26 protein-coding genes and 1 tRNA gene are annotated in these 24,662 nt (G+C 40.1%); 9 read left to right on the top strand and 18 right to left on the bottom strand.

Going from position 1 to position 24,662, the window contains the following annotated elements; all coding sequences use genetic code 11:
- Positions 1-41 precede the first annotated feature (41 nt).
- From LBYS_RS05880 to LBYS_RS05865, 4 genes are all read right to left on the bottom strand, one after another.
- Positions 42-998, bottom strand: a complete 957-nt coding sequence (locus LBYS_RS05880) for an AAA family ATPase (RefSeq protein WP_013407954.1) — start codon at positions 996-998, stop codon at positions 42-44.
- Positions 995-2,317 carry a peptidylprolyl isomerase gene (locus LBYS_RS05875; protein ID WP_013407953.1) on the bottom strand — a complete coding sequence of 441 codons (1,323 nt, stop codon included), beginning with the start codon at positions 2,315-2,317 and terminating at the stop codon, positions 995-997. The genes LBYS_RS05880 and LBYS_RS05875 overlap by 4 nt, the downstream gene beginning before the upstream one ends.
- Positions 2,318-4,624, bottom strand: a complete 2,307-nt coding sequence (locus LBYS_RS05870; RefSeq protein WP_013407952.1) for a peptidylprolyl isomerase — start codon at positions 4,622-4,624, stop codon at positions 2,318-2,320.
- A gap of 78 nt (positions 4,625-4,702) precedes the next feature.
- Positions 4,703-5,758, bottom strand: coding sequence for an agmatine deiminase family protein (locus LBYS_RS05865; protein ID WP_013407951.1), 1,056 nt, complete (start codon positions 5,756-5,758; stop codon positions 4,703-4,705).
- Positions 5,759-6,152: 394 nt separating this feature from the next.
- Between LBYS_RS05865 and LBYS_RS05855 the strand changes: the two genes are divergently transcribed.
- Both LBYS_RS05855 and LBYS_RS05850 read left to right on the top strand, forming a co-directional pair.
- Positions 6,153-6,869 (top strand): GNAT family N-acetyltransferase, encoded by a 717-nt coding sequence (locus LBYS_RS05855; RefSeq protein ID WP_013407949.1) that lies wholly within the window; start codon positions 6,153-6,155, stop codon positions 6,867-6,869.
- Between the two features lie 81 nt (positions 6,870-6,950).
- Positions 6,951-7,400 (top strand): methylglyoxal synthase, encoded by a 450-nt coding sequence (locus tag LBYS_RS05850; protein ID WP_013407948.1) that lies wholly within the window; start codon positions 6,951-6,953, stop codon positions 7,398-7,400.
- 48 nt (positions 7,401-7,448) lie between these two features.
- Here the strand turns inward: LBYS_RS05850 and LBYS_RS05845 are convergent, their stop codons facing one another.
- On the bottom strand, positions 7,449-7,694 hold the full coding sequence (locus LBYS_RS05845; RefSeq protein WP_013407947.1) for a type B 50S ribosomal protein L31: 246 nt from the start codon (positions 7,692-7,694) through the stop codon (positions 7,449-7,451).
- A 77-nt stretch (positions 7,695-7,771) separates the two neighbouring features.
- Positions 7,772-8,839, bottom strand: a complete 1,068-nt coding sequence (locus LBYS_RS05840) for an aminotransferase class V-fold PLP-dependent enzyme (protein ID WP_013407946.1) — start codon at positions 8,837-8,839, stop codon at positions 7,772-7,774.
- Positions 8,840-8,961: 122 nt separating this feature from the next.
- Between LBYS_RS05840 and panD the strand changes: the two genes are divergently transcribed.
- Entirely contained in the window at positions 8,962-9,312 is a 351-nt protein-coding gene (panD, locus tag LBYS_RS05835; RefSeq protein WP_013407945.1) for an aspartate 1-decarboxylase, read from the top strand.
- Positions 9,309-10,265 (top strand): lysylphosphatidylglycerol synthase transmembrane domain-containing protein, encoded by a 957-nt coding sequence (locus LBYS_RS05830; protein WP_013407944.1) that lies wholly within the window; start codon positions 9,309-9,311, stop codon positions 10,263-10,265. Before panD ends, LBYS_RS05830 begins: the two co-directional genes overlap by 4 nt.
- Here the strand turns inward: LBYS_RS05830 and LBYS_RS05825 are convergent.
- Positions 10,253-10,885, bottom strand: coding sequence for an MgtC/SapB family protein (locus tag LBYS_RS05825; RefSeq protein WP_013407943.1), 633 nt, complete (start codon positions 10,883-10,885; stop codon positions 10,253-10,255). The two genes, LBYS_RS05830 and LBYS_RS05825, sit on opposite strands and share 13 nt — an antisense overlap.
- 94 nt (positions 10,886-10,979) lie before the next feature.
- Between LBYS_RS05825 and LBYS_RS05820 the strand changes: the two genes are divergently transcribed.
- Both LBYS_RS05820 and fabF read left to right on the top strand, forming a co-directional pair.
- A complete protein-coding gene (locus tag LBYS_RS05820; RefSeq protein ID WP_013407942.1) occupies positions 10,980-11,498 on the top strand; it encodes a TetR/AcrR family transcriptional regulator in 519 nt (172 codons plus the stop codon).
- The gene (fabF, locus tag LBYS_RS05815) at positions 11,486-12,724 is read left to right on the top strand and encodes a beta-ketoacyl-ACP synthase II (RefSeq protein ID WP_013407941.1); all 1,239 of its coding nucleotides are present in this window, start codon (positions 11,486-11,488) and stop codon (positions 12,722-12,724) included. The genes LBYS_RS05820 and fabF overlap by 13 nt, the downstream gene beginning before the upstream one ends.
- 468 nt (positions 12,725-13,192) lie before the next feature.
- Here fabF and LBYS_RS05810 read toward each other — a convergent pair.
- From LBYS_RS05810 to LBYS_RS05790, 5 genes are all read right to left on the bottom strand, one after another.
- Positions 13,193-13,266 (bottom strand) — tRNA-Ala (locus LBYS_RS05810).
- Positions 13,267-13,303: 37 nt separating this feature from the next.
- Positions 13,304-16,378: a beta-propeller domain-containing protein gene (locus LBYS_RS05805; RefSeq protein WP_013407940.1), complete on the bottom strand. Its 3,075-nt coding sequence runs from the start codon at positions 16,376-16,378 to the stop codon at positions 13,304-13,306.
- A gap of 4 nt (positions 16,379-16,382) precedes the next feature.
- On the bottom strand, positions 16,383-16,844 hold the full coding sequence (locus LBYS_RS05800; protein ID WP_013407939.1) for a C40 family peptidase: 462 nt from the start codon (positions 16,842-16,844) through the stop codon (positions 16,383-16,385).
- The gene (locus LBYS_RS05795) at positions 16,841-18,202 is read right to left on the bottom strand and encodes a TlpA family protein disulfide reductase (protein WP_013407938.1); all 1,362 of its coding nucleotides are present in this window, start codon (positions 18,200-18,202) and stop codon (positions 16,841-16,843) included. The genes LBYS_RS05800 and LBYS_RS05795 overlap by 4 nt, the downstream gene beginning before the upstream one ends.
- Entirely contained in the window at positions 18,199-19,080 is an 882-nt protein-coding gene (locus LBYS_RS05790) for a Ppx/GppA phosphatase family protein (RefSeq protein ID WP_013407937.1), read from the bottom strand. Before LBYS_RS05790 ends, LBYS_RS05795 begins: the two co-directional genes overlap by 4 nt.
- Positions 19,081-19,284: 204 nt before the next feature.
- Here LBYS_RS05790 and ybeY point away from each other — a divergent pair, with 204 nt between their 5' ends.
- A complete protein-coding gene (ybeY, locus tag LBYS_RS05785; protein ID WP_041824273.1) occupies positions 19,285-19,713 on the top strand; it encodes an rRNA maturation RNase YbeY in 429 nt (142 codons plus the stop codon).
- On the opposite strand, the gene LBYS_RS05780 is transcribed toward ybeY, so the two are convergent.
- On the bottom strand, positions 19,697-20,140 hold the full coding sequence (locus LBYS_RS05780; RefSeq protein ID WP_013407935.1) for a GNAT family N-acetyltransferase: 444 nt from the start codon (positions 20,138-20,140) through the stop codon (positions 19,697-19,699). The two genes, ybeY and LBYS_RS05780, sit on opposite strands and share 17 nt — an antisense overlap.
- Before the next feature lie 29 nt (positions 20,141-20,169).
- Between LBYS_RS05780 and LBYS_RS05775 the strand changes: the two genes are divergently transcribed.
- Together LBYS_RS05775 and LBYS_RS05770 are read left to right on the top strand one after the other, a co-directional pair.
- Complete coding sequence (locus LBYS_RS05775) at positions 20,170-20,817, top strand: TatD family hydrolase (protein WP_013407934.1); 648 nt, start codon at positions 20,170-20,172, stop codon at positions 20,815-20,817.
- A complete protein-coding gene (locus tag LBYS_RS05770) occupies positions 20,786-21,562 on the top strand; it encodes a tRNA threonylcarbamoyladenosine dehydratase (RefSeq protein ID WP_013407933.1) in 777 nt (258 codons plus the stop codon). Before LBYS_RS05775 ends, LBYS_RS05770 begins: the two co-directional genes overlap by 32 nt.
- On the opposite strand, the gene LBYS_RS05765 is transcribed toward LBYS_RS05770, so the two are convergent.
- The 5 genes from LBYS_RS05765 to LBYS_RS05750 form a co-directional block, all read right to left on the bottom strand.
- Entirely contained in the window at positions 21,563-22,024 is a 462-nt protein-coding gene (locus tag LBYS_RS05765) for a Dps family protein (protein WP_013407932.1), read from the bottom strand.
- Positions 22,025-22,273: 249 nt separating this feature from the next.
- The gene (locus LBYS_RS18710; RefSeq protein ID WP_083794555.1) at positions 22,274-22,615 is read right to left on the bottom strand and encodes an IS3 family transposase; all 342 of its coding nucleotides are present in this window, start codon (positions 22,613-22,615) and stop codon (positions 22,274-22,276) included.
- Between the two features lie 32 nt (positions 22,616-22,647).
- Positions 22,648-23,046: an IS3 family transposase gene (locus LBYS_RS18705; protein WP_083794554.1), complete on the bottom strand. Its 399-nt coding sequence runs from the start codon at positions 23,044-23,046 to the stop codon at positions 22,648-22,650.
- Between the two features lie 41 nt (positions 23,047-23,087).
- Entirely contained in the window at positions 23,088-23,249 is a 162-nt protein-coding gene (locus LBYS_RS19265) for a hypothetical protein (RefSeq protein WP_187287932.1), read from the bottom strand.
- A 409-nt stretch (positions 23,250-23,658) separates the two neighbouring features.
- Entirely contained in the window at positions 23,659-24,648 is a 990-nt protein-coding gene (locus tag LBYS_RS05750) for a vWA domain-containing protein (protein ID WP_013407931.1), read from the bottom strand.
- Positions 24,649-24,662: the final 14 nt, after the last annotated feature.

Below are 24,662 nucleotides of genomic sequence, written 5' to 3'. Positions count from 1 at the left end.
TTACATAAATTATATAACAATGAAATCCTCCTCCACAGTTCCTAGAGTAGTTCCCCGATGATCTTTTCTGTAGTGATGCCTTCTGCTTCTGCCTTGAAGTTCCTAACTATTCTGTGACGTAGGATAGGATAAGCCACGGCTTTAACATCATCTATGTCAGGAGAATATTTACCTTGGAATAAGGCGTTGCATTTAGCAGCCAATATTAGGTTCTGAGATGCTCGAGGTCCAGCTCCCCATTCCAACCATGTTTTTGCTTGGGTAGAGGCATTTTCTATTCCCGGACGAGTATTTTGTACCAATTTTACGGCATATTCGATCACATGATCTGATACCGGAACTTTACGGATAAGCTGTTGGAATTCCACAATTTCTTCTGCACCTAACACCTTGTTTATGCTGACTTCCCTGCTGCTCGTAGTGTTCTTCACTATTTGCATTTCTTGTTCCAAAGTAGGGTAGTCTAAACTTACCATGAACATGAAACGGTCCAATTGAGCTTCCGGTAGGGGATAGGTACCTTCCTGTTCAATAGGGTTTTGAGTTGCCAAGACAAAGAAAGGTCTACTAAGATTATGCTTTTGACCTGATACTGTTACGGCATATTCCTGCATGGCTTCAAGTAGAGCCGATTGTGTTTTTGGAGGAGTACGGTTGATTTCATCCGCCAAAATGATATTGGCAAAAACCGGACCTTTCACAAATTTGAAGTTCCTTTGGTTATCTAAGGTTTCCGAACCGGTGATGTCTGAAGGCATCAAATCTGGAGTGAACTGAATTCTGTTAAAGTCTAAATCCAAAGCTGAAGCTATGGTTTGCACCAATAGAGTCTTTGCAAGTCCCGGAACACCTACTAAAAGACAATGTCCCTGGCAGAAGACCGCAGTAAGCAGTAGTTTAACCGTTTCTTCTTGTCCTACAATGACCTTGCCTATCTCTTGGCTCAGCTCTTCATATTTCTTTTTTAGGGCGTCAGCAGCTTCTACGTCTGATTTCATTTTTTATTAAAAAGGTTGCAGCTCTCGTATTCTTTATCAATATTTATATACACCTCAGCCAAGGCTTCAGAAAACCATTGTTCAATTCTTTCGTTTTGTTTGATATTTAGGGTATATCTTCTTAATTCTTCATAATCATCCTCTAGGTTAATGACGTGTTCTTTTTTGACATCCACTACCTTAATCAAACGCATCCCGGTTTTACCTTGAGGGGTTCTATAGTTTACCACTTGGCTTAGATCACCTAGTTTAAGGGAACTTACAGCAATGTATAAGGCAGGTTCCATATTTACATCAATAGTCTGCCATGCTTCACCGGTTTGTGGGTTAGCAATGATACCTCCTGCGTCTTTGGTGAACTCATCTTGGGAGTGCAGTTTGACCATTTTGCCCCAATCCAGCGTATCTGCTATGATTACTTTTCTTAAGCTGTCCAGGTATCTTTTGGGTTCATCAGTGCTTAAAATCTGATAGTCAGGCATCAACAGTATGTGTCGCGCTCTATATTCTTGCCCTCTTTTTGCCAAGGTTTGGATCAAGTGGAAACCGTACTCACTTTCTACGATATCTGATATTTGTCCGGTATCTAGGCTCATAGCTGCGGCCTCAAACTCGGGAACCATCATGCCTCTCTTACTCCAGCCTAAGTCTCCACCATTTGCAGCGCTACCTTGGTCTTCAGAATACTCTTTAGCCAGTTTCCCAAAGTCTTCTCCGCTTTGGATTCTACGTTTGATATCCTGTAATTTGGTGATTAGATCCGTTCTCAATTCAGGGGTAAGAGGAGCCAAACGAACGATCTGGGATAGTTTAACTTTTTGTCCAACTTTCCACAAGCTGTCTTTAGGGATGGATTCGTAGAATTTCTTAACTTCTAAAGGTGTGACACTCACTTTTTCGTAAATCACACCTTTCATTTTTTCCGCGGTCATTTGCTCTTTAAGCTCAGAACGCATTTCATTCTTTAAAGTCTCAATGGACTTTCCGAATTGATCTACAATATTCTTCTCATTACCATACACTGTTACCATCTGGTTCATTCTGGCATCCAATTGGTCCTTGATCTGGTCGTTTTCCACGATGACCGAGTCAATTTCTGCTTTAGCTACCAAAAGTTTCTGGATAGCCATGGATTCCAACGCTTCACAGCTGCTTACATTCTGACCTTCTTTTGCATATCTTGCTCTTAAAGATTCTACTTCAGATTTTAGAATATAGTAATTGTCAATTTTTGCTATAATCTTGTCGACATTCGTTGATTGAGCCTTAACACATAGGGGCAAAACCATAATCAACGCCAACACTACCTTCTTCAACATTTAATTGTTCTTTTTTAAGTCGTTAATAATACTTTTCAGTTCTTCAGGGTTGTATTTTAAATTGAATTTCGAACTCAGCTTTTGTACCCATTCTTTTTCTAAGGCTTCCTGGTATTTTTGAATTACCTCAGGTTTACTATCCTTATAATTGCCTTTTATCTTTTTGGTCTTCAAAGTATATTCTTCTACACGACCGTCCAAACGGATCGTTCCACTTTTGTTCCCCCAACTCGTATTCATTTTACTTTCAAACTCCGACTTGCTGACAGTGAAGTTATCATAGGTGATGGCGTTAGGGAATTTAGAATTAAAGGTCTTAGCCAGATCTGTTTCCAAGTTACTAAAGAAAGAAAACGTAAGGGTCTGGTTCTTTGACCAATCAAATCTGTCATGAATGACAGAATTCTTATAATTCACTTCTGAAATTCTCTTCAAAGGTAGTCCATTTTTTACTAAAAAACTTACTACTTCTTTGATTCTTAATTCAGAAATTCTATCATCTTCTTTTGAATCTGAATGACCACCTATCTCTACGATATAACCCGGGTTCTTTTCCATAATTTCTAAGAGCCCCATCAACTTGCGTTGATCCACTTCACTTAGGGTGTATGTGTTCTGCTCATAAAGAATTGGAGCTATACCTCTATAAAGTTTATACGGTTTAGGTTCAGCTGCCATGGCCTTGAATTTGGCATACGTTTCCTCATCAGCGAAACTCATGACTGACAGGTTTCCGGTTTCTACTACGGGGAACAAAGATTTGTTCGCGTCATAGAATCTTTTCAAGGCTACGGTATCCTGTAGGGATTTTTCTAGGATATTACGGGTGTAAAACTCGGTGTAAAGGATATTTTCCTCCTGAGCTTTCATCCATCTTTGCAAATCCGGGTCTTGCTGGTAGGTTTGAGCTTGTTGGTATTTTACAATTTCCGCTTCTACGAATTTGTCAAACAGCATTTTGAAGATCTCATTTGGATTTTCAGAGGGCCATTTTTCAAACTCCTGTTTGTCTTCTACAAAATCATAAAAGGAACCTATGGTGATGGTATGCTCGTTGATTTTGAGCAAAGGGTCTGTGAGTAGGACCGTATTAGGTTTTTGCCAATTTCTGGTCAGTATTCTCACTGATGCAAACTTGAGGGCATTATCGAGCGCTTCATCAGAGAAAGAAACATTGTTCTTTGCTCTGAAATCATTGATCTGCTTCAATCTAAGGTATTCACCTCTGCTATCAGTGGTGATCTTGGCCCTGTTTTGTTCTATAAACTGTGACCTGGTCAAAGGTTTTAATCTGTCTATTACTTTCACCAGGTGAAGTCCGGTACTGGATTGGATAGGCATAGAGATTTCTCCTTTTTTAAGCGCAAAGACGGCCTCTTCGAAGCCCGGCTCAGTTTTACCTACACCGAAGGGTTGGAGTATACCCTTATTAGGCTTAGAATTAAAATCATCTGAATGCTGTTCAACTGCGGTTTCAAAAGGTAAACCATTAAGGATTTCTGTGCGTAATGAATCCAGTTGCTTCCTCAAGGTTTCTTTATCTTCAGATTCCGGACCGATGTGCTTAAAAATATGCTGTATTTGCACCATACCGCTACTCTTCCTTATATCATTGACCTTTATAAGGTGGTAACCGGCAGGAGTACGTACTGGTAGAGAAATGGAATCTTTAGGTACTTTATACACGGCAGATTCTAATGGGTAAACTAGGTAGAAAACACTGAACCAACCTAACTGTCCTCCAGAAGAAGCTGTCTTTGGATCTTTAGACCATCTTTTTGCCTGGGTTTCGAAATCCTTGTTCTGGATGGCCATATTGCGGATTTGTAGAAGTTCATTGTACAACTTCAAGGTATCTGCAGGTGCCGCATAAGGAGAAATGGGTACAAAAAGGTGAGAGGCATTTACCTCTTTTAAGTATCTTTCATACGCTTCGTTTTCTAGCTTTCGAATTTCCGAATGATCCTCTAGAGCGCTGGCCACAGCTAAAGACAAATGCGACTGGATTTGTTCTCTGAAATTCTCAGTGGTATCCATTCCCTGACTCCTGGCTTCTGCAATGAAGAGTTTTCTTTGAAGAAGTTCCTGTAATATTTCTTCATGGCTGCCTGAATCCAGCTTTACCATGTTTTCTAGATCTATACTCAGCTCTTTCCTTGTTATTCCTCCGCTAGCCAACTCTACTACCTTTGGCTCTTCTTCTTTTACAACCAATACTTGCGATTTGTCAGATGTAGTGGTCGGTTTTGCACAGGAAAATAGAAGAAAAGGAGATAGAAGAGGTATATATTTTATTTTAAATGGCATATTTACAAATTTAAGTTAGTCGCATGGCGACTAAACGCTCAGAAAAATAACAAGAAAAAAACGTATTTATTTTATTACTTAGCAGGAAATCTCAGGGTTTGGTTTTGGCTCTTGCTGAGATAAGCAGTGGAATGAACCCAATCCCCAAATGATTTCTGTAGCATCAATTCCTACTACCTTTCTGGTTTTGAAGCATTCCTGAATAATTTGCAAAGCTCTTTCATCGTGTTTACTTCTGAAAGTGGGAACGATCACATGTCCATTAGTGATGAGGAAATTGGCATAGGATGCAGGCAGTCTGATGCCGTCTGAATATACAGGGTCTGGCATTTGGATTTCCACAATATTCAGGCTTCTTCCATCAGGCAATTTCATCTTTTTCAAAGCCTCCAGATTTTCTTTTAATGGGGCAAAGTTAGCATCCTCAGGGTTAGACTCAACTACCGTAATTACGGTATCTTCATTGACAAACCTTACGGTATCATCAATATGGCCATCGGTGTCATCACCTACGATTCCATCTTCTACCCAGAGTACTTGCTCTACTCCATAATAGTCTCTCAAGTAGGCTTCTATCTCTTCTTGAGTCAAATGAGGGTTCCTGTTTTTGTTTAGAAGACAAGATTTACTGGTTAATACTGTACCTTTTCCATTGAATTCTACAGATCCGCCCTCCATCACTATTCCTGTTTTTACAGAAGGTAATTGTAAAACTTCCGCAATACGGGATGGAATTGCATTGTCTGAATCATATGGAGGATATTTTCCACCCCAGGCATTGTATTCCCAGTCCACTATCATTCTGCTATCATTCTCTTTATGAATCAGGAAAGCAGGACCGTGGTCTCTGCACCAGGAGTCGTTCGTGGGGAACGGATATAATTCTACCTGAGATGCCGGGATATTGTATTCTTCTAGTTTGGTACGAATAAACTGTATGGTTGCCTCGTCATTGGCATTGATCTTTACCTTTTGACTAAGGGCAATGGACTTAATAAATTCAAAGTATGCAGGGTAAATGCGGTCGAATCTATCCTCCCAAGTATCTTTATTTATAGGGAAACTTAACCAGGTAGCTACTTGCGGGTGCCATTCAGCGGGAAAGAAATAACCGTTTTCTGCGGGTTTGCTCATTATGTATATATAGTAATTAATCTACAAAATTACGATTATTGGTCAAGGGTAGCAAATTATCGGGCTCTATTCGGTCTATGGCAGGGTAAAAGATCCTGAAAACGAGGGGCTAGGAAGAGGATAATGTACCAAATGGAGCTTTTTGTTGGATTAATTCATTTTCTAATCAAAAAAAAACCTGTCAAAAGATACACTGAAAACAAAAGGCAGTATATATTTGTACTGAAATGTTAAAGGTTAATCTTCCCATATCACCTTTCCGACGACTTAGGTCCGTAAGGACCCAAGCTTGAGACACTTTACTACTTAGCAAGGCGTCTCCTCCTCTCTTTATAAACATTTTATCATCAAAAAAAAACGGATACACCGTCTCCATTAGGGCAAGGCCCTCTCAATGACGATGAACATTTTAGAAAAGAAGACTTATGGCGATTTTGTAGTTATGGTAGCTACAGAAGAGCACCACTCTTATGCGGATCAAATCTGCGAAGAAATGGCATCCAGCGCTAAAGCGCGTGGGACAGGTATTGCAAAACGTAAACCTGAGTACATTCGTTTGAAAATGACGGAGGGTAAGGCCATCATTTGTCTTACTACTGCGGGAGTTTGGGTTGGTTTCTGTTATATAGAAACATGGGATCACGGTAAGTTTGTAGCGAACTCCGGATTGATCGTTGCTCCTGACTTTAGAAAATCAGGGATAGCGACTTCCATCAAAGCTATGGCATTTCGTTTATCAAGAACGCGTTATCCGGAAGCTAAGATCATAGGTTTAACTACTAGTTTAGCTGTGATGAAGATAAATTCAGAGTTGGGATACGTTCCTGTGCCTTTTTCTGAGTTGCCAAAAGATGATGATTTCTGGAAAGGTTGTAGCAGCTGTGTGAACTTTGATATCCTGAATCGTACAAACAGAGCTCACTGTCTTTGTACAGGTATGAAATACGAACCGCCGAAAGAGGAGAAGAAGCCTGAGTTCTGGGACTTTTTGTCGCAGTCCTCCTTATACGAAAGCTTTATGCGTTTGAAGCAGAGGGTGTTATTGGGAAGAGAAGAGAAGTCAAAAAAAAAATCTCCAGGCCGTCTAAATCGGGAATTGGAGGAAGTGTAGAAAATATAGATGGAATTATAGAATAGAGCGGTAGAAATACCGCTCTATTTTTGTTTAATTTAGGGCCAAAAATGATCTTGAATGATAAGAACAGTAGGTGCAAGTAAGAATATAGCCCTAGTGGCGCATGATAATAAGAAGGATGATATTCTACAATGGGCATTGTCCAATAGGCATATCTTGAAGAATCACACTTTATTAGCAACAGGTACCACGGGGAAGTTACTAGAACAGGCATTAGAGCTTCCGGTTAGGAAACTTTTAAGCGGCCCCTTGGGTGGGGATCAGCAGATAGGCTCTCTTATAGCGGAAGGGAAAGTGGATATACTCATCTTTTTCTGGGATCCCATGCAAAGCCAGCCGCATGATCCGGATGTGAAGGCCTTATTGAGGTTAGGAGTGGTGTGGAATATCCCTATGGCCTGTGATACGGCTACGGCAAATTTGATCTTCTCTTCTCCTTTGATCAATGAAGAATATACGGTAAAATTGACAGACTACGAAGACTATAAAAATAGAGTTATTAAATAAAAAAAGCCGCTTCTTTCGAGGCGGCTTTCCTGTATATCTTCAGAAAGATTATTTTCTTGCGTAACGCTTGTTGAATTTCTCTACACGTCCGGTAGTATCCAACAATACATTTTTACCTGTGTAGAATGGGTGAGACTTAGAGCTAACCTCTACTTTACATACAGGATATTCTTTTCCATCTTCAAATACGATGGTTTCTTTCGTTTCTACACAAGAACGAGTTAGGAATTTATCATCAGAGGTCAAATCCCAGAAAACTACCTCTCTATAATTCGGATGAATGTCTTTTTTCATTTTTATTGTACTTTAACCTAAAAATCCTTTTCGGGTTGCAAAGATAAGTATTTTTTCTATTATACTATAAAATTTGCTTAAATCTTTTCCAATAAAGCTTCTATATCTTCCGTACTGGTAGATATGAAATTAGCTATACGGATTTGATTGTCTTTCCCTGGTCCATATCCTGATCCTATGATCATATTTTCAGCTTTCAGTTTTTGGATGAGATGTGATGATGGGCTAGAGGTATTGATGACGGCCACTGTCTTTGAACGTAGATCCGGATCTTTTACAAAGATCTCATAGCCTTCCTTATTCTCGAAGTGCTGATAGATCTTCTTGGCATTGGAAGCATTGGTTTTTCTAATGGTATCTATTCCTGTTTTGTTCATGTCTTCCGCTATTTTGCCTAGGAGGAAGATGCCCATGACATTTGGAGTAGATGGATTTTGGTAATTTTTAGCATTCTTCCAAAGGGTAGGTAAGTCATGGTGAGCTCCGATAGAAAGTCCTTTCTCCTTTAAACTTACTGCCTTCTCTAAGCATTTTTCATTCGCTATCCAGACACCTAGTCCTGCTGGCATTCCAAAATTCTTTTGAACAGAAAAAAATACGGAATCCATCAATTTGAAATCTAAAGTCGGGATAGGTGCAGAAGATACGATGTCAATGGAAAAGAGTTTATGTGCATTACTTCTCTTCAGTTTATGGATATCTGCTTCACGCATTTGAACGCCTGTAGAGGTTTCATTTTGGGTGATACAGACCATTTCCGCATATTCAGGCACTTCAATTTCTGAATACGTAAATCCTTCCCCTAACGGCTTTTTAAAGGCCTTGGCTGTTTTTTGTAAGGCGAGGGCGTATTGGTAATACTTTTCTGAAAATGAACCGTTCACTAGGTGGAAAGATTCGAATTCAACCAAACTTTGAATGCTCTTTTCCCAGATTTCTGATGCTGAACCGGTAAACATGATGGCATTTTCCTCCGGGATGCCCAGAAGTATGCGCAATTGTTCATCTGTATGCTGATAAATCTTCTTGAAATCTCCACTTCTATGGGAAATGGAGCCCAGTTGCTTATCTACAAATTCTTGTAGGAATTCAGAGAATTTAGGATACAATTCTGCCGGCCCTGCTGTGAAATATTTCTTACTCATTGCATGTAATAAAGATGCAAAATTAGCAGAATTTCTAATACCCTGTCATTTCTCTACGTTATATTCCCTTGAGGGTGTGAGTAGAATATCTTATTTTTGCAAACCAAAAAAAAGAGCGCTGTATGCTTATTAATGTATTTAAGTCAAAGATTCACCGTGTGAAGGTGACGCAAGCGGAGTTGAACTATGTAGGCAGTATTACCATAGATGAAGATCTATTAGAGGCTGCGGGGATTAGAGAAAACGAAAAGGTTCAGATTGTAAATAATAATAACGGGGAGCGACTGGAGACTTATGCCATCAAGGGGCGTAGAGGTTCAGGAGTGATATGTCTAAACGGTGCAGCCGCGCGAAAAGCACAACCCGGAGATATTGTTATCATCATTTCTTATGCGTGGATGACTCCGGAAGAAGCGGAAAAACATCAGCCGGTAGTTATCTTTCCGGATGAGAATAACCGAATAGTTAAATGATAAAAAAGTGGATTTCCTATTTAGTGCCGTTGGTGCTGGGCTTGGCCTTATTGAATTGGGTTTTCAATGAGATAGATTTGAGTAAAACCCTAGAGGATTTCAAAAGTGCTAAGCTTTCCTGGGTGATCCTTGGTGCCTTTTTGGCGCTTATTTCTCATATTCTGCGTGCAGCTAGATGGGGTTTGATGTTAGAATCTATGGGTTATAAACCTTCAGTTTATAAAACTACATTAGCTGTTTTGATAGGTTACTTGACCAACCTGGTTTTTCCAAGAGCTGGGGAAGTAGCTAGGGCAGTAAGTCTTCAAAAAACTACAGATATACCCTTCGATAAGTCTTTTGGGGCGGTAATTGCGGAAAGAGTGACAGATGTTTTGGTTTTGCTGGTCCTCGTGGGAGTGAATTTGCTCTTAGAGTTTGATAGGATATATGGACTTTTTGTGGAACTGGCACCCGATGTTAGGATTATTGGGGCTGTAATAGGGATGGGAGTAGTGGGTTTGTTGTTGCTTTTCTTTTTCAGGTATAAGATTAAAAGTACAAAGATATACCAGAAGTTTGGTGGGATATTCAAAGGCCTGAAAGAAGGAATCATGAGTGTGGTTCACTTGAATAATCCATGGAAGTTTGTAGGTCAGTCTTTCTTGATTTGGGTATTGTATTACTTCTCTTCAATGGTTTTGTGTAAAGCTATTTTTATAGGGGCTGATCTTAGTTCTTTGGCTATTCTTACCATCTTAGTGATGGGTACTATAGGTATGGCCATACCCACGGTAGGAGGGATTGGAAGCTATCATCTTTTGGTAGGTAAGATCGTTACCCTTTATGGACTGTCTCAGCAGGACGGAGTTTCTTTGGCTACCTTTTTGCATAGTCTGAACGGTATTCTGTTTGTTCTGCTGTTTGGTTTTGTGGCTTTAGTGTTAAATACTTTTACCGGTCAGAAACGGTAATCCCTGCATTTTGAATGGGTCCTAAGTGCCATAGTAAAAGCGGCATGGGATGCACTTTTGCCAGTCACTCTAAAGGTGTATCTGCTTAAATCACCTTCTCCTACCTCGCCTATAAGCACACCTTTTAAACCGAATTCTTCAAGCCAAGCTCTCACATGGGCGGGGGTATAGGTTTTGTGAAAGGTTAACTCGTATTCTCTGATCTTATGCAAGGCATCAAACCATTCTTCTACGTAACTTAAGGTTCTTAAGGTAAATAGTACGATAAAAGTACCTAAGAAGGCTAATTTGATTTCACCTATCCCTACACAAAGTCCAAGCGAGGCGGTAGCCCAGATGGAGGTAGCGGTGGTAATGCCGCTTATTCTATTGCTGGCTTGCCAAATCACCCCTGCACCTAAAAAGCCTATGCCTGTGACTATGTTTGAAGCAATTCTTTCCGGACTTTGCACCCCCATTTTTTCCGAAAGTAGCGTGAATAGGCAAGCTCCGAAGCTGACCAGGATAAAGGTTCTGAGGCCTGCTGATTTATTCCAGTATTCCCTTTCCGCTCCAATAATTAGGCCAATAATCACAGATAATAATACTCTGACGGTATCTTGGGTTAATGCTGAATCCATAAAATTTGCTGTTTACGTACAAAACTAATACACTTTGTATTGGAACATAAACAAAGATGTTTTACTTTTGTCTATCTATTAGTAGGTAGATAAAATGAATACCCGAGAAAAGATCATAGTGTTAGGTGACCATTTGGTCCGTACTAGGGGGATCAATGCTTTTAGTTTTTCTGATATTTCCAAAGAACTGGGCATTAAAAACTCCTCGGTTCATTATTATTTTCCTACCAAATCCTCTTTAGTATTGTCTATATTAGAAAGGCATGAAGGGGTTCTGAATAAATTCATTTCCCGGGTAGAGGGGAAAGATGCCCAGAAGAAGCTAGATCAGTTTATGGCGGTGTATTCCAGGGCTAGAGTAGGGGGAAGAATCAGTATATTGGGTGCCTTGTTCTCAGATTTTCTTACCTTTGAAGAAGAGGTGCAAGCTTCCTTGCAAAAATTAACGGATGATACCTTGCAGTGGTTAGTTCAGACTATGGAGCAGGGAAAGTTGGAAGGAATTTTCCATCATACAAGTACGAACAGAGAAAAAGCTATAGAAATCATTAGTCAAATTTTGGGCATGGAGCAACTTGCCCGAGTTAACGTAAAAATTAAATGCGCAGAGTAGTAATTACGGGCCTGGGAGCCCTTACCCCAATAGGTAATAACGTAAGGGATTTTTGGCAAGCCCTAAAGAATGGTAAAAACGGAGTAGGAGAGATCACTAAGTTTGATGCCTCCAAGTTCAAAACTCAGTTTGCTTGTGAAGTGAAAGGTTTCGATCCTTTGCAATTCATGGAAAAGTCTGATGCCAGGAAGTACGATCTGTACACTCAGTACGCATTAGCTGCGGTGGCTGAAAGTGTAGAGCAGGCTAAGTTGGATTTTGAATCGATCAATAAAGATAGGGTGGGCGTCATCTGGGGCTCAGGTAACGGAGGTATTGAAACCTTCCAGGAGCAAGTGAAAGAATATGTTTTAGGCGACGGAACCCCTAGATTCAATCCTTTCTTTATACCAAAGATGATAGCTAACATTGCTTCAGGCATAGTAGCTATGAAATACGGTTTAAGAGGAGTGAACTACACTACGGTTTCTGCTTGTGCTACTTCGAATACTGCCATTATCGATGCCTTTAATTATATCAAATGGAATAAGGCAGATATGATGATCACCGGAGGGTCTGAAGCCCCTGTGGTAGCTAGTACCGTAGGAGGATTCAATGCTTCCCGAGCTATGTCTACCTTGAACGATGACTTTTCTAAAGCTTCTAGGCCTTTTGATGTCAACAGAGATGGGTTTGTTTTGGGCGAAGGTGCAGGAGCTTTGGTGTTGGAAGAGCTAGAGCATGCCTTGAAGAGAGGGGCCAATATCCTTGCAGAAGTAGTAGGTGGAGGTATGGCCTCAGATGCTTATCATTTGACCGGTACTCATCCTAATGGGGACGGTGCGGCCTTAGGTATGCGCTTAGCTTTAGAAGAAGCTGGGATCAGTGCTGAGGACATTGATTATTTAAATGCTCATGCTACCTCCACACCTCAAGGAGATTTGAGTGAGCTAAGAGGGATAGAACAAGTTTTTGGTAGGAGAGAAAGTTTGAACATCAGTGCCACCAAATCCATGACCGGACACCTTTTAGGTGCTGCAGGTGCCATTGAAGCCATAGCTTGTGTGGGTGCTATAGCTCAGTCATTTGTTCCGCCTACCATCAACTCTCAGGAGATTGAACCTGAATTTGACGGAGCCTATAATTTCACCTTAGGCAAAGCACAAGAGAAGGAGATCACATTTGCTATGAGCAATACCTTCGGTTTTGGAGGGCATATTGCTACGAGTATCTTCAAGAAATATTGATCCTTTAGAAAATAGCAGAAAGGGCGCAAGGCCCTTTTTTTGTTTTATGGTCTTCTTGCTTTTGGTTTTATATAAATCCTATACTGCAATTTTTGGTTTGGTATAAAATGGAGCAATGTATTTTCGTGTTATTGATAAGGAATGTATCAAAGTTTTGTTTTCCTTGAAAAGTTTGGTATAGATGGGTACCAGTATTCATTCCTGGAGCAAAAAAAATAAGGTTGCATTTTCCTGCAACTCTTGGAATGTCTAAGTAGAGTAAGCTCCGCCTGACGACCTCTTTCTTCTAGGCAGATATAAAAGCTTAATATATAGAGTGGGAAATAAAGCATAAATCACGGCAAGTAAGTATAATAGCTCGTTGTAGTGAATAATATCAACTAAATTATAAGTTTTTTAGGTCGTGAAAGTGTCGTGAAGCAAATAAAAAAGGAGCTACATTTTATTGTAACTCCTTGATTTTGAGAGTGGAGAAGATCGGGCTCGAACCGACGACCTCTTGACTGCCAGTCAAGCGCTCTAGCCAACTGAGCTACATCCCCATTTCTGTGCTGCAAATATAGAAAAGGGTTTCAAATTTTACCAACCAGCAATCATAAAATTTATACCTGTAACCTGTCCCTGCCATTGTCTGTCACGGTAGGGATAAGCTATGTAGGGTTCTATGATCAGATATCCTAATACATTCATCCTTAAACTGGCTCCTAATGACATTACGGCATTGTTTTTACTTAATTTAGATTCAGTTTGTCCCTCAGGTATATTCACCTTTTTAGTGCTCCATGTCATACCCGTATCAAAGAACAAATTCAGGTCAGAAGCTACATATTGGAAAGGTATCAAGGCTAATTTCTTATGTCCCGTAAAAGGCAATCTAAGCTCCACATTAGCCACTGCCATCTGCTCTCCACTTAAACTACTTTCTCCCACTTGATTCCATGAGCCTATGAACATGTTTTTATCTAATCCGTGTACATACCAGGGATATCCTAGATATAAAGGATAGATCCGGTTCAAGCTCTCCAGGTTCTTAGGATTAAGCCTGCCTTCATAATACACCCTTCCGGCTATGGTTAAGGGCTTCAAATACTGGTATTGCCTTACATCTACTAGGAGTTGATTATAAGCTGTTCTTCCAAAGAATCTTGAAGCTTCTAGTCGGTATCTGTATCCTTTTAAAGGGGCTACAGACCCGAAGGTAGTATTATCCCCTACCATAGCTCCAAAGATTTGAGTGGTATGAAATCCCTCTAAACCTAGCGTTTCTTTGTCTACTCTTTCGGTCTTGCCATAGCCTGTGGTGATGAAGTCTACTAGTCTACCAGTGCTGGTAACCCCCATCAGGCCGTACCTTGGATAGTCTTTGGCAGAATAGGTGTACCAATTAGAGTTTACTCCTAATTCAAAGCGGGTCTGCCTACTGATAGGTCTCATTAAGAAGCCTGAAGCTTGATCAATGAATAGGCGTACGATCCGCTCTTTCATCATTCCTTCCATATAAGTCAGTCCGGAGGAATGGCTCACTGTATCACCAGCAGTTAAACTGTACCCTCCGTAAAGCCTGTAGGGAATATGTCCGGCAGCAAAGCCGTATTGCCACTTATTCTTTTGGTTTAGATAATAAACTTGCCCTCCAAAGTCTTCCAGTTCTCCGTTAACCGCAACCGTAGCAGCCAGCTGGTTATTGTTCAGCATATCACTAAAGAGCCCCATGACTCCTCCTGCCATACCCGCTCCAAACCTGGAAACACCTGCTGATACTCCAGAATTAGCCAAATAATCTAATTTGAATTTTCCTTTGTAGGGGACATCCTTATACGTTTCTTTGGTAATCACGTGAGGATATTCCTTGTTCATTAATCCTGCAGTTACCATGTCTTCTCCTCGGGTTATCCTACCCGGTGGGAGAATTCCTGCACCGGTATCTCTCGTTTGAACTTCAAATGCATTTATCTGCTGAGAGGGTAAGAGTGCCAGGTTGTATTTGCCCTTATCCAGGAGATTGTAGACCAAATCCCCACTTCGGGACGCTACAGATAAGGCTGGAGAATATGCCGTAATCCCTGTTATTCCCGTATAGAAGTTGGTTAGGCGCGAGATCTGTTTGTCTTCCAACTGGTAGATATCTCTAAATCCGTCCGGAGAGGCCAGGAAATAAACTATCTTTCCGTCAGGTGATACTTGAGGATTGTACAGGTCCACCTCAGAGAACAAGGGCAGAATCTCAATGGCTTTGGTTTTGAGATTGATTTTGGCAATCTTCAACTTTTCCTTTTCCAATCTTTCTGAGCCACCTCTATCTGTCACAAAATAGATATGTTCACCATCCGGTGCCCAGGCAGGTTGAACGTCTGAGTATCTATCAGAAGTAACTGCTTCCAGTTTCCCGGATCTTAGATGGTATAGATAGAGGTCAACTTGCCCATTCTTCATCCCGCTCAATGCAATGATCTCTTCATGAGGTGACCAAGCAGGGTGGGTAAATGCATCCAAATCAGGTAAGGCATATTCTCTTTTATCTCCTTGGAAAGCGTCTAGTATGAGTAATTTATTTTTGGATTTCGACTGGATCACAAGTGCTACTTTCTTATTGTCAGGAGACCAAGTCAAAGTGGATTCTATGAAGGAATAAGAGTCTACATGTTGGCCAAAACCATCCGTATTTATCTTTTTGATCACTTTTTTGGTCTTGGTATCCGCAATGTATACGTTCATGCTTAGCACATCTTTAGAACTCACGTACGCAAGATATTTACCGTCAGGGCTGAGAGCGGGTGATATGTTTATGTCACCGGAGGCTAAAAGCTCATGGGGTGAAGTTTTTACCCTGTTGCTTTCAAAATGCGTATAATATTGTTTTAGGTCGTTCTTGAATTTTGCAGAAAATGCATCCAGATCCATACGGAAGATCCGGACAAAGGCTTCACGTATACCGTAAATGGCCACTTGTTTATAGAGCGGTCGGATGATTTCATCTCCGTAAAGTCCTGTGACATACGCCCAAAATGCTTGTCCCCAGCGGTAGGGGAAGTACTTATTCTGTTTGACTACTAAGTCTTCTATACTGGGTAAATCATTGTGAAGTACGGCATCTCGCATCCATAATGCTGTGTGAGGATCATTTCTACCCAAAGAGAGATATTCCGCCAGTCCTTCCGTCATGAAAAGGGGAATGTTACTCATGTTTTCCAGTCGGGTAGAATCAGAACCATAGGTCATGGTTTGGTATTGGAAAACGTGGACCATTTCATGCCCCAGCACATGGTCAGTTTGTTTTTTGGTGAAGAATAGAGGCATGACTACCCGGGTCTTAAAGCCTTCGGTTACCCCGCCTGTGCCTTCTCCAATTTGTCCTCCAATAACTGTAGTCTCTTGGAAGTCCGGATGTGAATTGTAAATAATGAGTGGGTTTGGTTCTAGGAAGGCCATTTTAAAGATGGCCTGGTGGTGTCTGTACCAAGATTCACTGTTGCGAAGTAATTCCTCTCTTAGGCTTTCATTAGGGAGGTAATGATATAGGTCAAAGTGATTACTACGCAATACTTGAAAAGTATTGGTCCGGTTTCTGGTCTTGTTTTGACCAAAATACTCTCCCTGCGCGTGTACTTTCAAAAGGGTAAAGTAGCAGGCGAAAAGGAACAGGTAACGGATCATGTCATTAGATCTTTGGTCTTGTGGCTTTTACAAATTTAGGTGCCCAATATTTGGAATACAAATTATCTTCTCTCACCCCGGCTGAACTGGAAGAGTGGATGAACATAATGGTTTCCTTATTAACGACTCTCGTGACTATTCCAGTATGATTGATTTGTTTGGTTTTCCCAATTTTAAAATACAGCAAATCGCCCTCTCTGATTTGAGATTGGGGGACGCTGGGGAAGATTTCTGCTTGCTCATAGGAAGAGCGGGGAAAGGATCTGTTTAATTCAGCAAAAGTGCGGAATACTAGTCCGGAGCAATCCATGCCTTGCGCGGTATTTCCGCCATATTTGTAAGGAGTACCTTTATATCTTAGTGCGATGTCCGGCAAGATCTGGTTTTTATTTGCTGCAGGCGCGCTGTTTTTCTTACATGAGGCAAAGAATAGGACCAAAGCAATTAGGAGTATCTGTTTCCTCATGGCTTATAAATCAATTTTTCTATGTCCTGGATCATGGAGCGACCGTCGTCTAGTCGGGGCTCATCTACTGCATTAGCAAGTATCTTTCCGGTTTTGTCAATGATCAGGTAGTTAGGTAGAAGTTGTGTATTATAATTTTTGCGAATAAAGGAATTATCTGGTGCATTCAGGTGCGTTCCTAAAAGGGAAGGATTCTTGATGAATTGAAGGTATAATTCTCTAGGGCTAAGATTGATGAAGACAAAGAGGAGATCTTTCTTCTTTCTGAAAAAGCCTTGGACAAATTCCATGGCTCTCATGTCTTCGTGGCAGAGATAACATTCATCATCATAGAAGCCAAGGACCAGGTTCTTTCCTTTAAAGTCTTTTAGCTCAACTAATTTCCCTTTTTTGTTTTGAACTATGAAATTTGGAGCCGCTTTTCCCACGGCAAGGGCTTCTTTTCTGCGGAATTGGGTAGCTAAGACCTTCTTGTATTCGTCGTTCTGAGCGAAGTACATGAAATCTTCTCCAAGTAATTTGATTTCCTCAGACATGCCGTCAGTATCAAGGTATTGTAAGAGTTTAGTGGCTAGTACTTTTTCAGTAAGGCCTGTTCCGATTCTATCTTTTAATAACTTGAGGTATTCGTATTCTAAGGTTCTGGATGCAGATGTTCTTTTGTTTTTGAGATAATTATCCACCAAAGCATCAGCTACTTGTCCCATGTAGATGGATTTAGCCTTAATGTGCTCTGGGAATTGGTTCCAATCCAATTGCAGAAGGGAATCAGAGGAATTTTTATTGTTCAGGTAACCTAGCTCAAATAATTTGACTTTTCCTAAAATATCTGCTTTTTGAAGGGCAGCGAATTCAGGAGAGACCATACTGGTCTGCTGGTCTAGCAATTGATTCTGTAGGGATAGCCATTTTTGAGTGATTTCAAAGTATCTAGGCGAATTGAACTGGCTTAATTCTCTGTCTCCGTCTTCATCTACTTCAAATCTTTGTCGAAGCATGAGTTGGTACGCCCATTTATGGGATCCGGGTCCTTCTACTCTAAGTGTATTATTAAAATCGTCCTGATCAAACATGAGGTGAATGGAATCACCCGGTTCAATTTTTAATAAATGCACCCCGTGTTCTCCGAAGGAGATGTCACAATAGGCCATTTCCTTTAGGGGAAATTCCACTAGGAATTCTTGATCTTTGTTCAGTGTAAGGGTGTATTCACGAGGTTCTGAGACCCAGTCGGCATAATAGGTAAAAGTGAGATAATCCTGTTGGGGATTAAGGATTTTTCCGGTCAAACGAAAAAGATCCTGTCCTTGGGCCACAGAGTGGAGTAAAAGGCTCAGGGTCAAGAAAATTAATCTCATGCTTCTTTTAATAGATTTTGATAGACTTCCAGCATGATACCGTCTTTTAGTCCCAGGTCAGGTACGGCCATCAAATTAGCTTTGGCCCAACGCATAGCAGACAGATAAATATCTGCTGCATAGGTTACTACGTCTGCGCGGTCCGGGTTCATTTTTAATTTATTTACCCTTTCTTCAAAGGTATATTGATTGAAATACTCTACTGCTTTTTCTATGTCTTCCAAAGTGCCCATGCCGTACTCGTCTTTGGGTACATATTCAAAGATCTTACTGATGTTTCCTCCTGTACCAATAGCGTAAACCGGTTGGTCAGTAGGTACATTGTCCGCTATCCACCTTTGCATTTTCTTCCACATGTCGCGGTTTACTTTTCCTTCCATTAAGCGGACTGATCCGATTTTAAACGACTGGGAGGTCTCCTTTATTTTACCGTTATATACGTTCAATTCCGTACTTCCACCTCCAACATCTATGTGCAGATAGGTTTTATCAGGGTCAAGTTCATTAACGATCACGTTATTGATCATCTCTGCTTCTTTTTCTCCGGAAATCAGGTTGATGGTCATGCCCATCTCTAATTTGACTCTTTCGCAGATGTTTAGTCCATTTTCAGCTTCTCTTAGGGCAGAAGTAGCACAGATCAAGTAAGCGTCTACTTCATGTAGCTCCATAAGGAGGCGATACACTGTGAGGAGTTTCTTTAATTTGGCTTCGCTATCGTAGCCTATTTTGCCGTCACGAAAAACGTCGTGTCCTAATCGAAGTGCGAAACGTACGTATTCTACTTTCTTGAATACGGCTTTCCCTTCATCGTTTAGCACAGAAGAAATCTGCATTCTAGCTGCGTTAGATCCTATGTCAATGGCGGCAATCTTCATGTATATGTAAGTTACTTTGCTAGCTCAAAAATAGGTATAAATTTCAAAAATCCGGGAAATGGCACCATTCTGGCATAGGTTTGTTACCAAAATCCTTATTATAGTGCAATTCTAAGCTACTGTTCTTTAGTACTTAAAGGTTTAGATTCTTGTGAGTAAATCTTTGAAAAGAAAATGGGTATCTTTGCGGGAAATTTAAGAGATATGATCAATTTTAATGTAGAAGTTGAAGGATTTCGCCTGACAGAAAGGACGAAGAAGAAATCATGGTTAAAGAATCTGATTCAAAGTCATGGCAAGAAGGTGGGGGAATTGAATTATATCTTTCTAAGTGATGAAGATTTGTTGGAGATTAATATCCAATACCTGGATCATCATACCTATACAGACATTATCACTTTCGATAATAGTGAAGAGGAGAAGATGATAGAAGGCGATATTTTTATCTCAGTAGATAGGGTGAGGGAAAATGCGCAGACCTTTAAGGTTAGCTTTGAACAGGAATTACTTCGTGTAATGGCTCATGGCGTGCTTCATCTTTTAGGGTTAAAAGATAAGACGGAAGAAGATAGCAAGCTTATGCGTGCAGGAGAAGAGAAAGCCATTGCTGCCTATCTTAGATTAGAATCATGATTTGGTGGGGGATACCATCCTCCATATAGGGTTCGCCTTGTGGTACAAATCCTAGTTCACGGTAAAACTTGTCCAGATACAATTGGGCTCCAATTTTGATGGGGTGGTTTCCAAAGAGATTTCGGCATTGAAGGATAGAATACTCCATGATAGTCTTTCCAAGTCCCATTTTTCTAAACTCCGGATTAACTATAACCCTTCCAATTGATAAATAGCCTTCATAGGACTGGTTAATATCAAATATTCTGGTGTAAGCAGCTATTTTTCCAGCTAGTCTTCCAATACAGTGCAGAGCTTTTTGGTCCTTCCCGTCCGGATCTTGATAAGGACAATTTTGTTCTACCACAAATACTTCTGATCTGAGAGCTAGAATATCATAAAGTTCATAGATAGAGAGATGATCAAAGGGCTTACAAGCGATCGTCATTTTTCTTAATTTTGTCCAAAAATAAAGAAATGTTCCTTGATTTTCATACCCATCATGTCCAATCCCCTGATCAGGTTTATGCACTCAGGAATTGCAGGTATGGACAGGAACTATGGGAAGCTCAAGACATTTCTTTAGGGATTCATCCCTGGGATACATTCCAAAAGGATTGGGATTGGGATGAATTTGAGCAAGTAGCCAAGCAGGATCGAGTAAGATGCATAGGAGAAGCAGGACTGGATGTAGTGAGAGGTGGTCCATTTCAAGAGGAGATCTTTCTTAAGCAGATCAGAATTGCTGAAAAGCTAACCAAGCCCATGATTCTTCATTGTGTGAAAGCTTATAATGAGATTATGGCTATTCATAAGATTGTGCGTCCCAGAATTTCTATGGCCATTCATGGTTTTAATAGGAAGAAAGAATTGGCGAAGGAATTGATCCATAGAGGGTTTTATCTTTCTTTCGGAGGGGCCTTGTTAAGGGAGCCAACGGTAATGGAAGCCTTTAAACACTGTCCTTTAGAAAGAGTGTTCCTGGAAACGGACGATAGAGAGGACTTGAAGATCGAAGATGTATATTCTAAGGCTGCTGAATTAAGGCAAATGTCTATAGATCATTTAAAAATAGAACTTTATAAGAATTTTTATGAGCGATTTATCCTGGCTTTCCCGCTCTGAACTCCTCGTAGGGAAAAGTGGAATTGACAAATTACAAAATGCACATGTATTAGTGGTGGGATTAGGTGGTGTGGGATCATTTGCCGCTGAATTTATATGTAGATCCGGTGTAGGGGAGATGACCATTGTGGATGGGGACGTAGTAGACCCTTCAAATAGGAACCGACAACTACCCGCTCTCTTTACCACACATGGTGTTTCTAAAGCAGAGTGGATGGCAGAACGCTTACTTGCAATTAACCCGGATTTGAAATTACATGTCATCAAAGAGTTTTTGACTCCGGATGCATGCCAAGAGTTAATGAAGAACTCGTATGACTATGTGATGGACTGTATAGACAGCATTACTCCAAAATTGACTTTGATCAGAGAAGCTTATCTTTCCGGTAAAAGAATAGTGAGTTCTATGGGAGCTGGAGGGAAAACAGACCCTACTAAAATACGAGTAGCAGATTTATACGATACCTATACCTGCAAATTAGCATTTTATACCCGTAAAAGGGTGAAAAAGTTAGGTGTAGCCAAAGGTGTCAGAGCGGTCTTTTCTACAGAAGATATGGATAAAGATTCCTTGATAATGACGGATGGCTCTAACTATAAGCAATCAGCCTATGGGACCATTTCTTATCTGCCCGCAGCCTTTGGAGGCGTAGCCGCTTCTGTAGTCATCAGAGATCTATTAGAGATCCCTGTAGAAACGGTTAAGCGTCCAAAAACCATGAGCAAAAGTATTATAAAAAAGTAATTATTTAAGGTGAGCTCGGAGCATCCAGGCGGTCTTTTCGTGCTGCTCTAGGAGTCCTGTGATAAAGTCCTCTGTGCCTTTATCTAAGGAATCCTCTAATTTTTTTAGTTGCTCACGTATATGAATGATAATAGACTCATGATCTTCCAGAAGGGCTTTTATGAAGGTCATGCTGTCTGTTTTTTCTAATTTATGTTCCGTGAGGTGAGTCAGTTTCAGATATTCCGTTAAAGATGCTGTAGCATAGTGGTCCAGTTTTCTTAACCTTTCCGCAGTTTCATCTACTATAGTGGCCAGTTCATTATACTGCGTTTCAAAAAAAATATGCATGGTGCCAAAATCAGGTCCTTCTACGTTCCAGTGTGCATTTCTGGTTTTCATATAGAGGACGAATTCATCTGCAAGTAAGATGGTCAGGAATTTGGTTACCTGGGGATCCGGTTTTATGCCAATTGTGCTCATAGTTAATTAATTATATGTACAATAATAACATTATTTTGAGCGAATTAGTATATTGTATATCTATAGGTTAAATGACCAAGGAAAAAAGGGTGAAATAACCCGTAAATGTCAGATATTCAGATGATAACTTGCAGAAGATTTTATAGCCAGGAAATAAATTAAATTCACAACTAAAATATACACTAAGACATTTAAGGAGAGGTGAAATAAAAAAGATGGACTGACCCCCAAAAGTTGGACGGTTAAAAATTAAATTTCAGAGAAATGAGTTCGATATTGAATCGGGCTCATTTTTTTTAGATTTGACTTTATTCTTAGATGATTGTAATAGTAAATATAGTTTTTGATTTGATTCTTTAGCTCTTCTATGGAGTCGATTTTCTGGATGTAAAACATTTCTGCTTTCAGTGTTCCAAAGAAGTTTTCAATAATGGCATTGTCTAAGCAGTTGCCTTTTCTCGACATGCTCTGAACGATTCCCTTTTTCTTAAGCAGAGCTTGGAATTGTTTCATTTGATATTGCCATCCCTGGTCAGAGTGGAACAGTAGTTCGGTACTAGTAGGGATCTTTTTGAATGCCTTTTTGAGCATATCTACTACCTGGCCAAAAACAGGACGTTCACTTAACTGATAATTTCTTGATTATAAAGATCCATAATGGGTGATAAATAAAGCATTTTAGCTCGAACTTTAAATTCTGTGATGTCTGTTACCCATTTCTGATTTGGCCGATCCGCTTTAAAGTTACGTTGTAAAATATGAGGTGCTATTTTACCTTGATCTCCCCGATACGACTGGTATTTCTTCCTTCGAATCAAGCTCTTCAATCCCAATAAACTCATCAACTTTAAAACCGTTTTATGGTTGATGATCCGGCCTAGCTTTTGCAGCTCATCTGTAATCCTTCTGTAGCCATAAAGCCCTTTATGCTTATGATAAATGCATTTAATGAGCTCCTTTAGCTCACGGTACTTGTCGCTTTTACTGCAGAGTTGATGATAATAAAAGCTACTTCTAGCCATATGAGAGCAATCTAACAATAACTGTAGATTAAACTCCGGCCTTAATTCTTGTATGGCTTTTGCGATTGTCCGCGGCGTTGTTCCTCCTCGGCTTGAATTAAGGCTCTCAACTTTTTTAGAAAAGCATTTTCACAACGTAAACGTTCGTTTTCTAATTCTAGCTCTTCTAATCTCGTTAAAGGTGCTTTGGGTTTGCGATTCATAGTTATGGGACGGCCTTTGGGTTTGGATTCTAAACCGTTGATACCAAAGGTAGCAAAATTCTTTTGCCAATTAATAATTATTGAATCACTTGGAATATGAAACCTCAATCGCGCGCTCTTTAAACTTAAATGCTCCCTTTCTATCGTCTTTAAGCTTAAAAGATGGACTATAAGTCCGATTGCTCACCTTTGGTCCCAGGCCTTTTGAACCTCCTATTTCATAGTCTTGCAACCACGTCCGCAAAAGGTCTTTATGAAAACTTTTCCATCTACTATTGATCGATGTTTTTCTAAAACATCTTTTACACATCTAAGCTTGAATGCTAGATCGTATTTTACTTTTCTGCTCATAAAAATGCCCCCAATTAGTGTCTAACTTTTTGGGGGCACTCTAGAACCGGGTCTTTTTTTATTTGGTGGCTTGAATATCAAATCTTAAAACAATAGGCGTATTTCGAGGGATAATCTTTTGATTTCGTACATAGGTCAGGTGATACACATTAGAAATCAATCTACCGAACTTATTGAACACTTCCTTCACTTGAGTGGCACTTTGAGGCACACTAACTATCCATCCTTTGCTGCTTAGAAGAGTAGGTACGGAAGTGTCTAAATCACCTTTACCTGCAAGTCCAATAAAGAAACCTCTGATTTTGTTTAAATTTTTGTCGGAATTTATCTTTGACAATACGTCATTTAGAGTCGCACGCGAAAAGTTATCCGTACCATCCGTGAAGGTCACTAAAATACGAGATTGAGATGCGGATCTTAATAGCATATCAACACCCATATCCATAGCATCATACAATGCAGTGAAGTTTTCCATCTCCAAATTTTTGATATAATTCAAGATAACTTCTTTGTTGTTCGTGATGGGCAAAGAACTTGGATAAGCAGAAAAATCAACTACACCTATCTTTACTTCAGGGTGGGAAGCAAAAGTTTGTTCCACAAATTCCGCTGCGTATTGTTTGATTCTTTCGAAGTCTGTGCCTAAGGATTCGCTTCGGTCTAAAACCAAAACCATCTCACCTACATCAGTGGTCTGCGTATACTGCACCTTAAATTCTACGTCTTCTTTCCAAACATTATCTCCTCTGTACTCGTAGGCTTTGATATTTTGGATGGTATAATTGTTATTATCTCTATCCAGAATCTTAAAATTATCTATGATAACTTTACTGTACAGGGTACCTTCCGCTTGTCCTTCAAAGGTTTGATTGAAATCTATTTTGATCTCCTTTGAGGATTTTTGTTCATTGAAACGAATTTCAGGATTTCTACCCGTGGTATTCCAGTAATCCAGGTAAATGTTAAAAGTGGAACCGGCAGAAGGGTCATCTGATTCACATCCAACTATAAACAGAGATAGCAGGAGTACTTTGAAGATATTTTTCATAGTAGTATTAGGAA

It is taken from the genome of Leadbetterella byssophila DSM 17132 (assembly GCF_000166395.1).
Taxonomy (GTDB): Bacteria; Bacteroidota; Bacteroidia; order Cytophagales; family Spirosomataceae; genus Leadbetterella; species Leadbetterella byssophila.
This window is presented reverse-complemented; position numbering and strand designations above follow the sequence as displayed.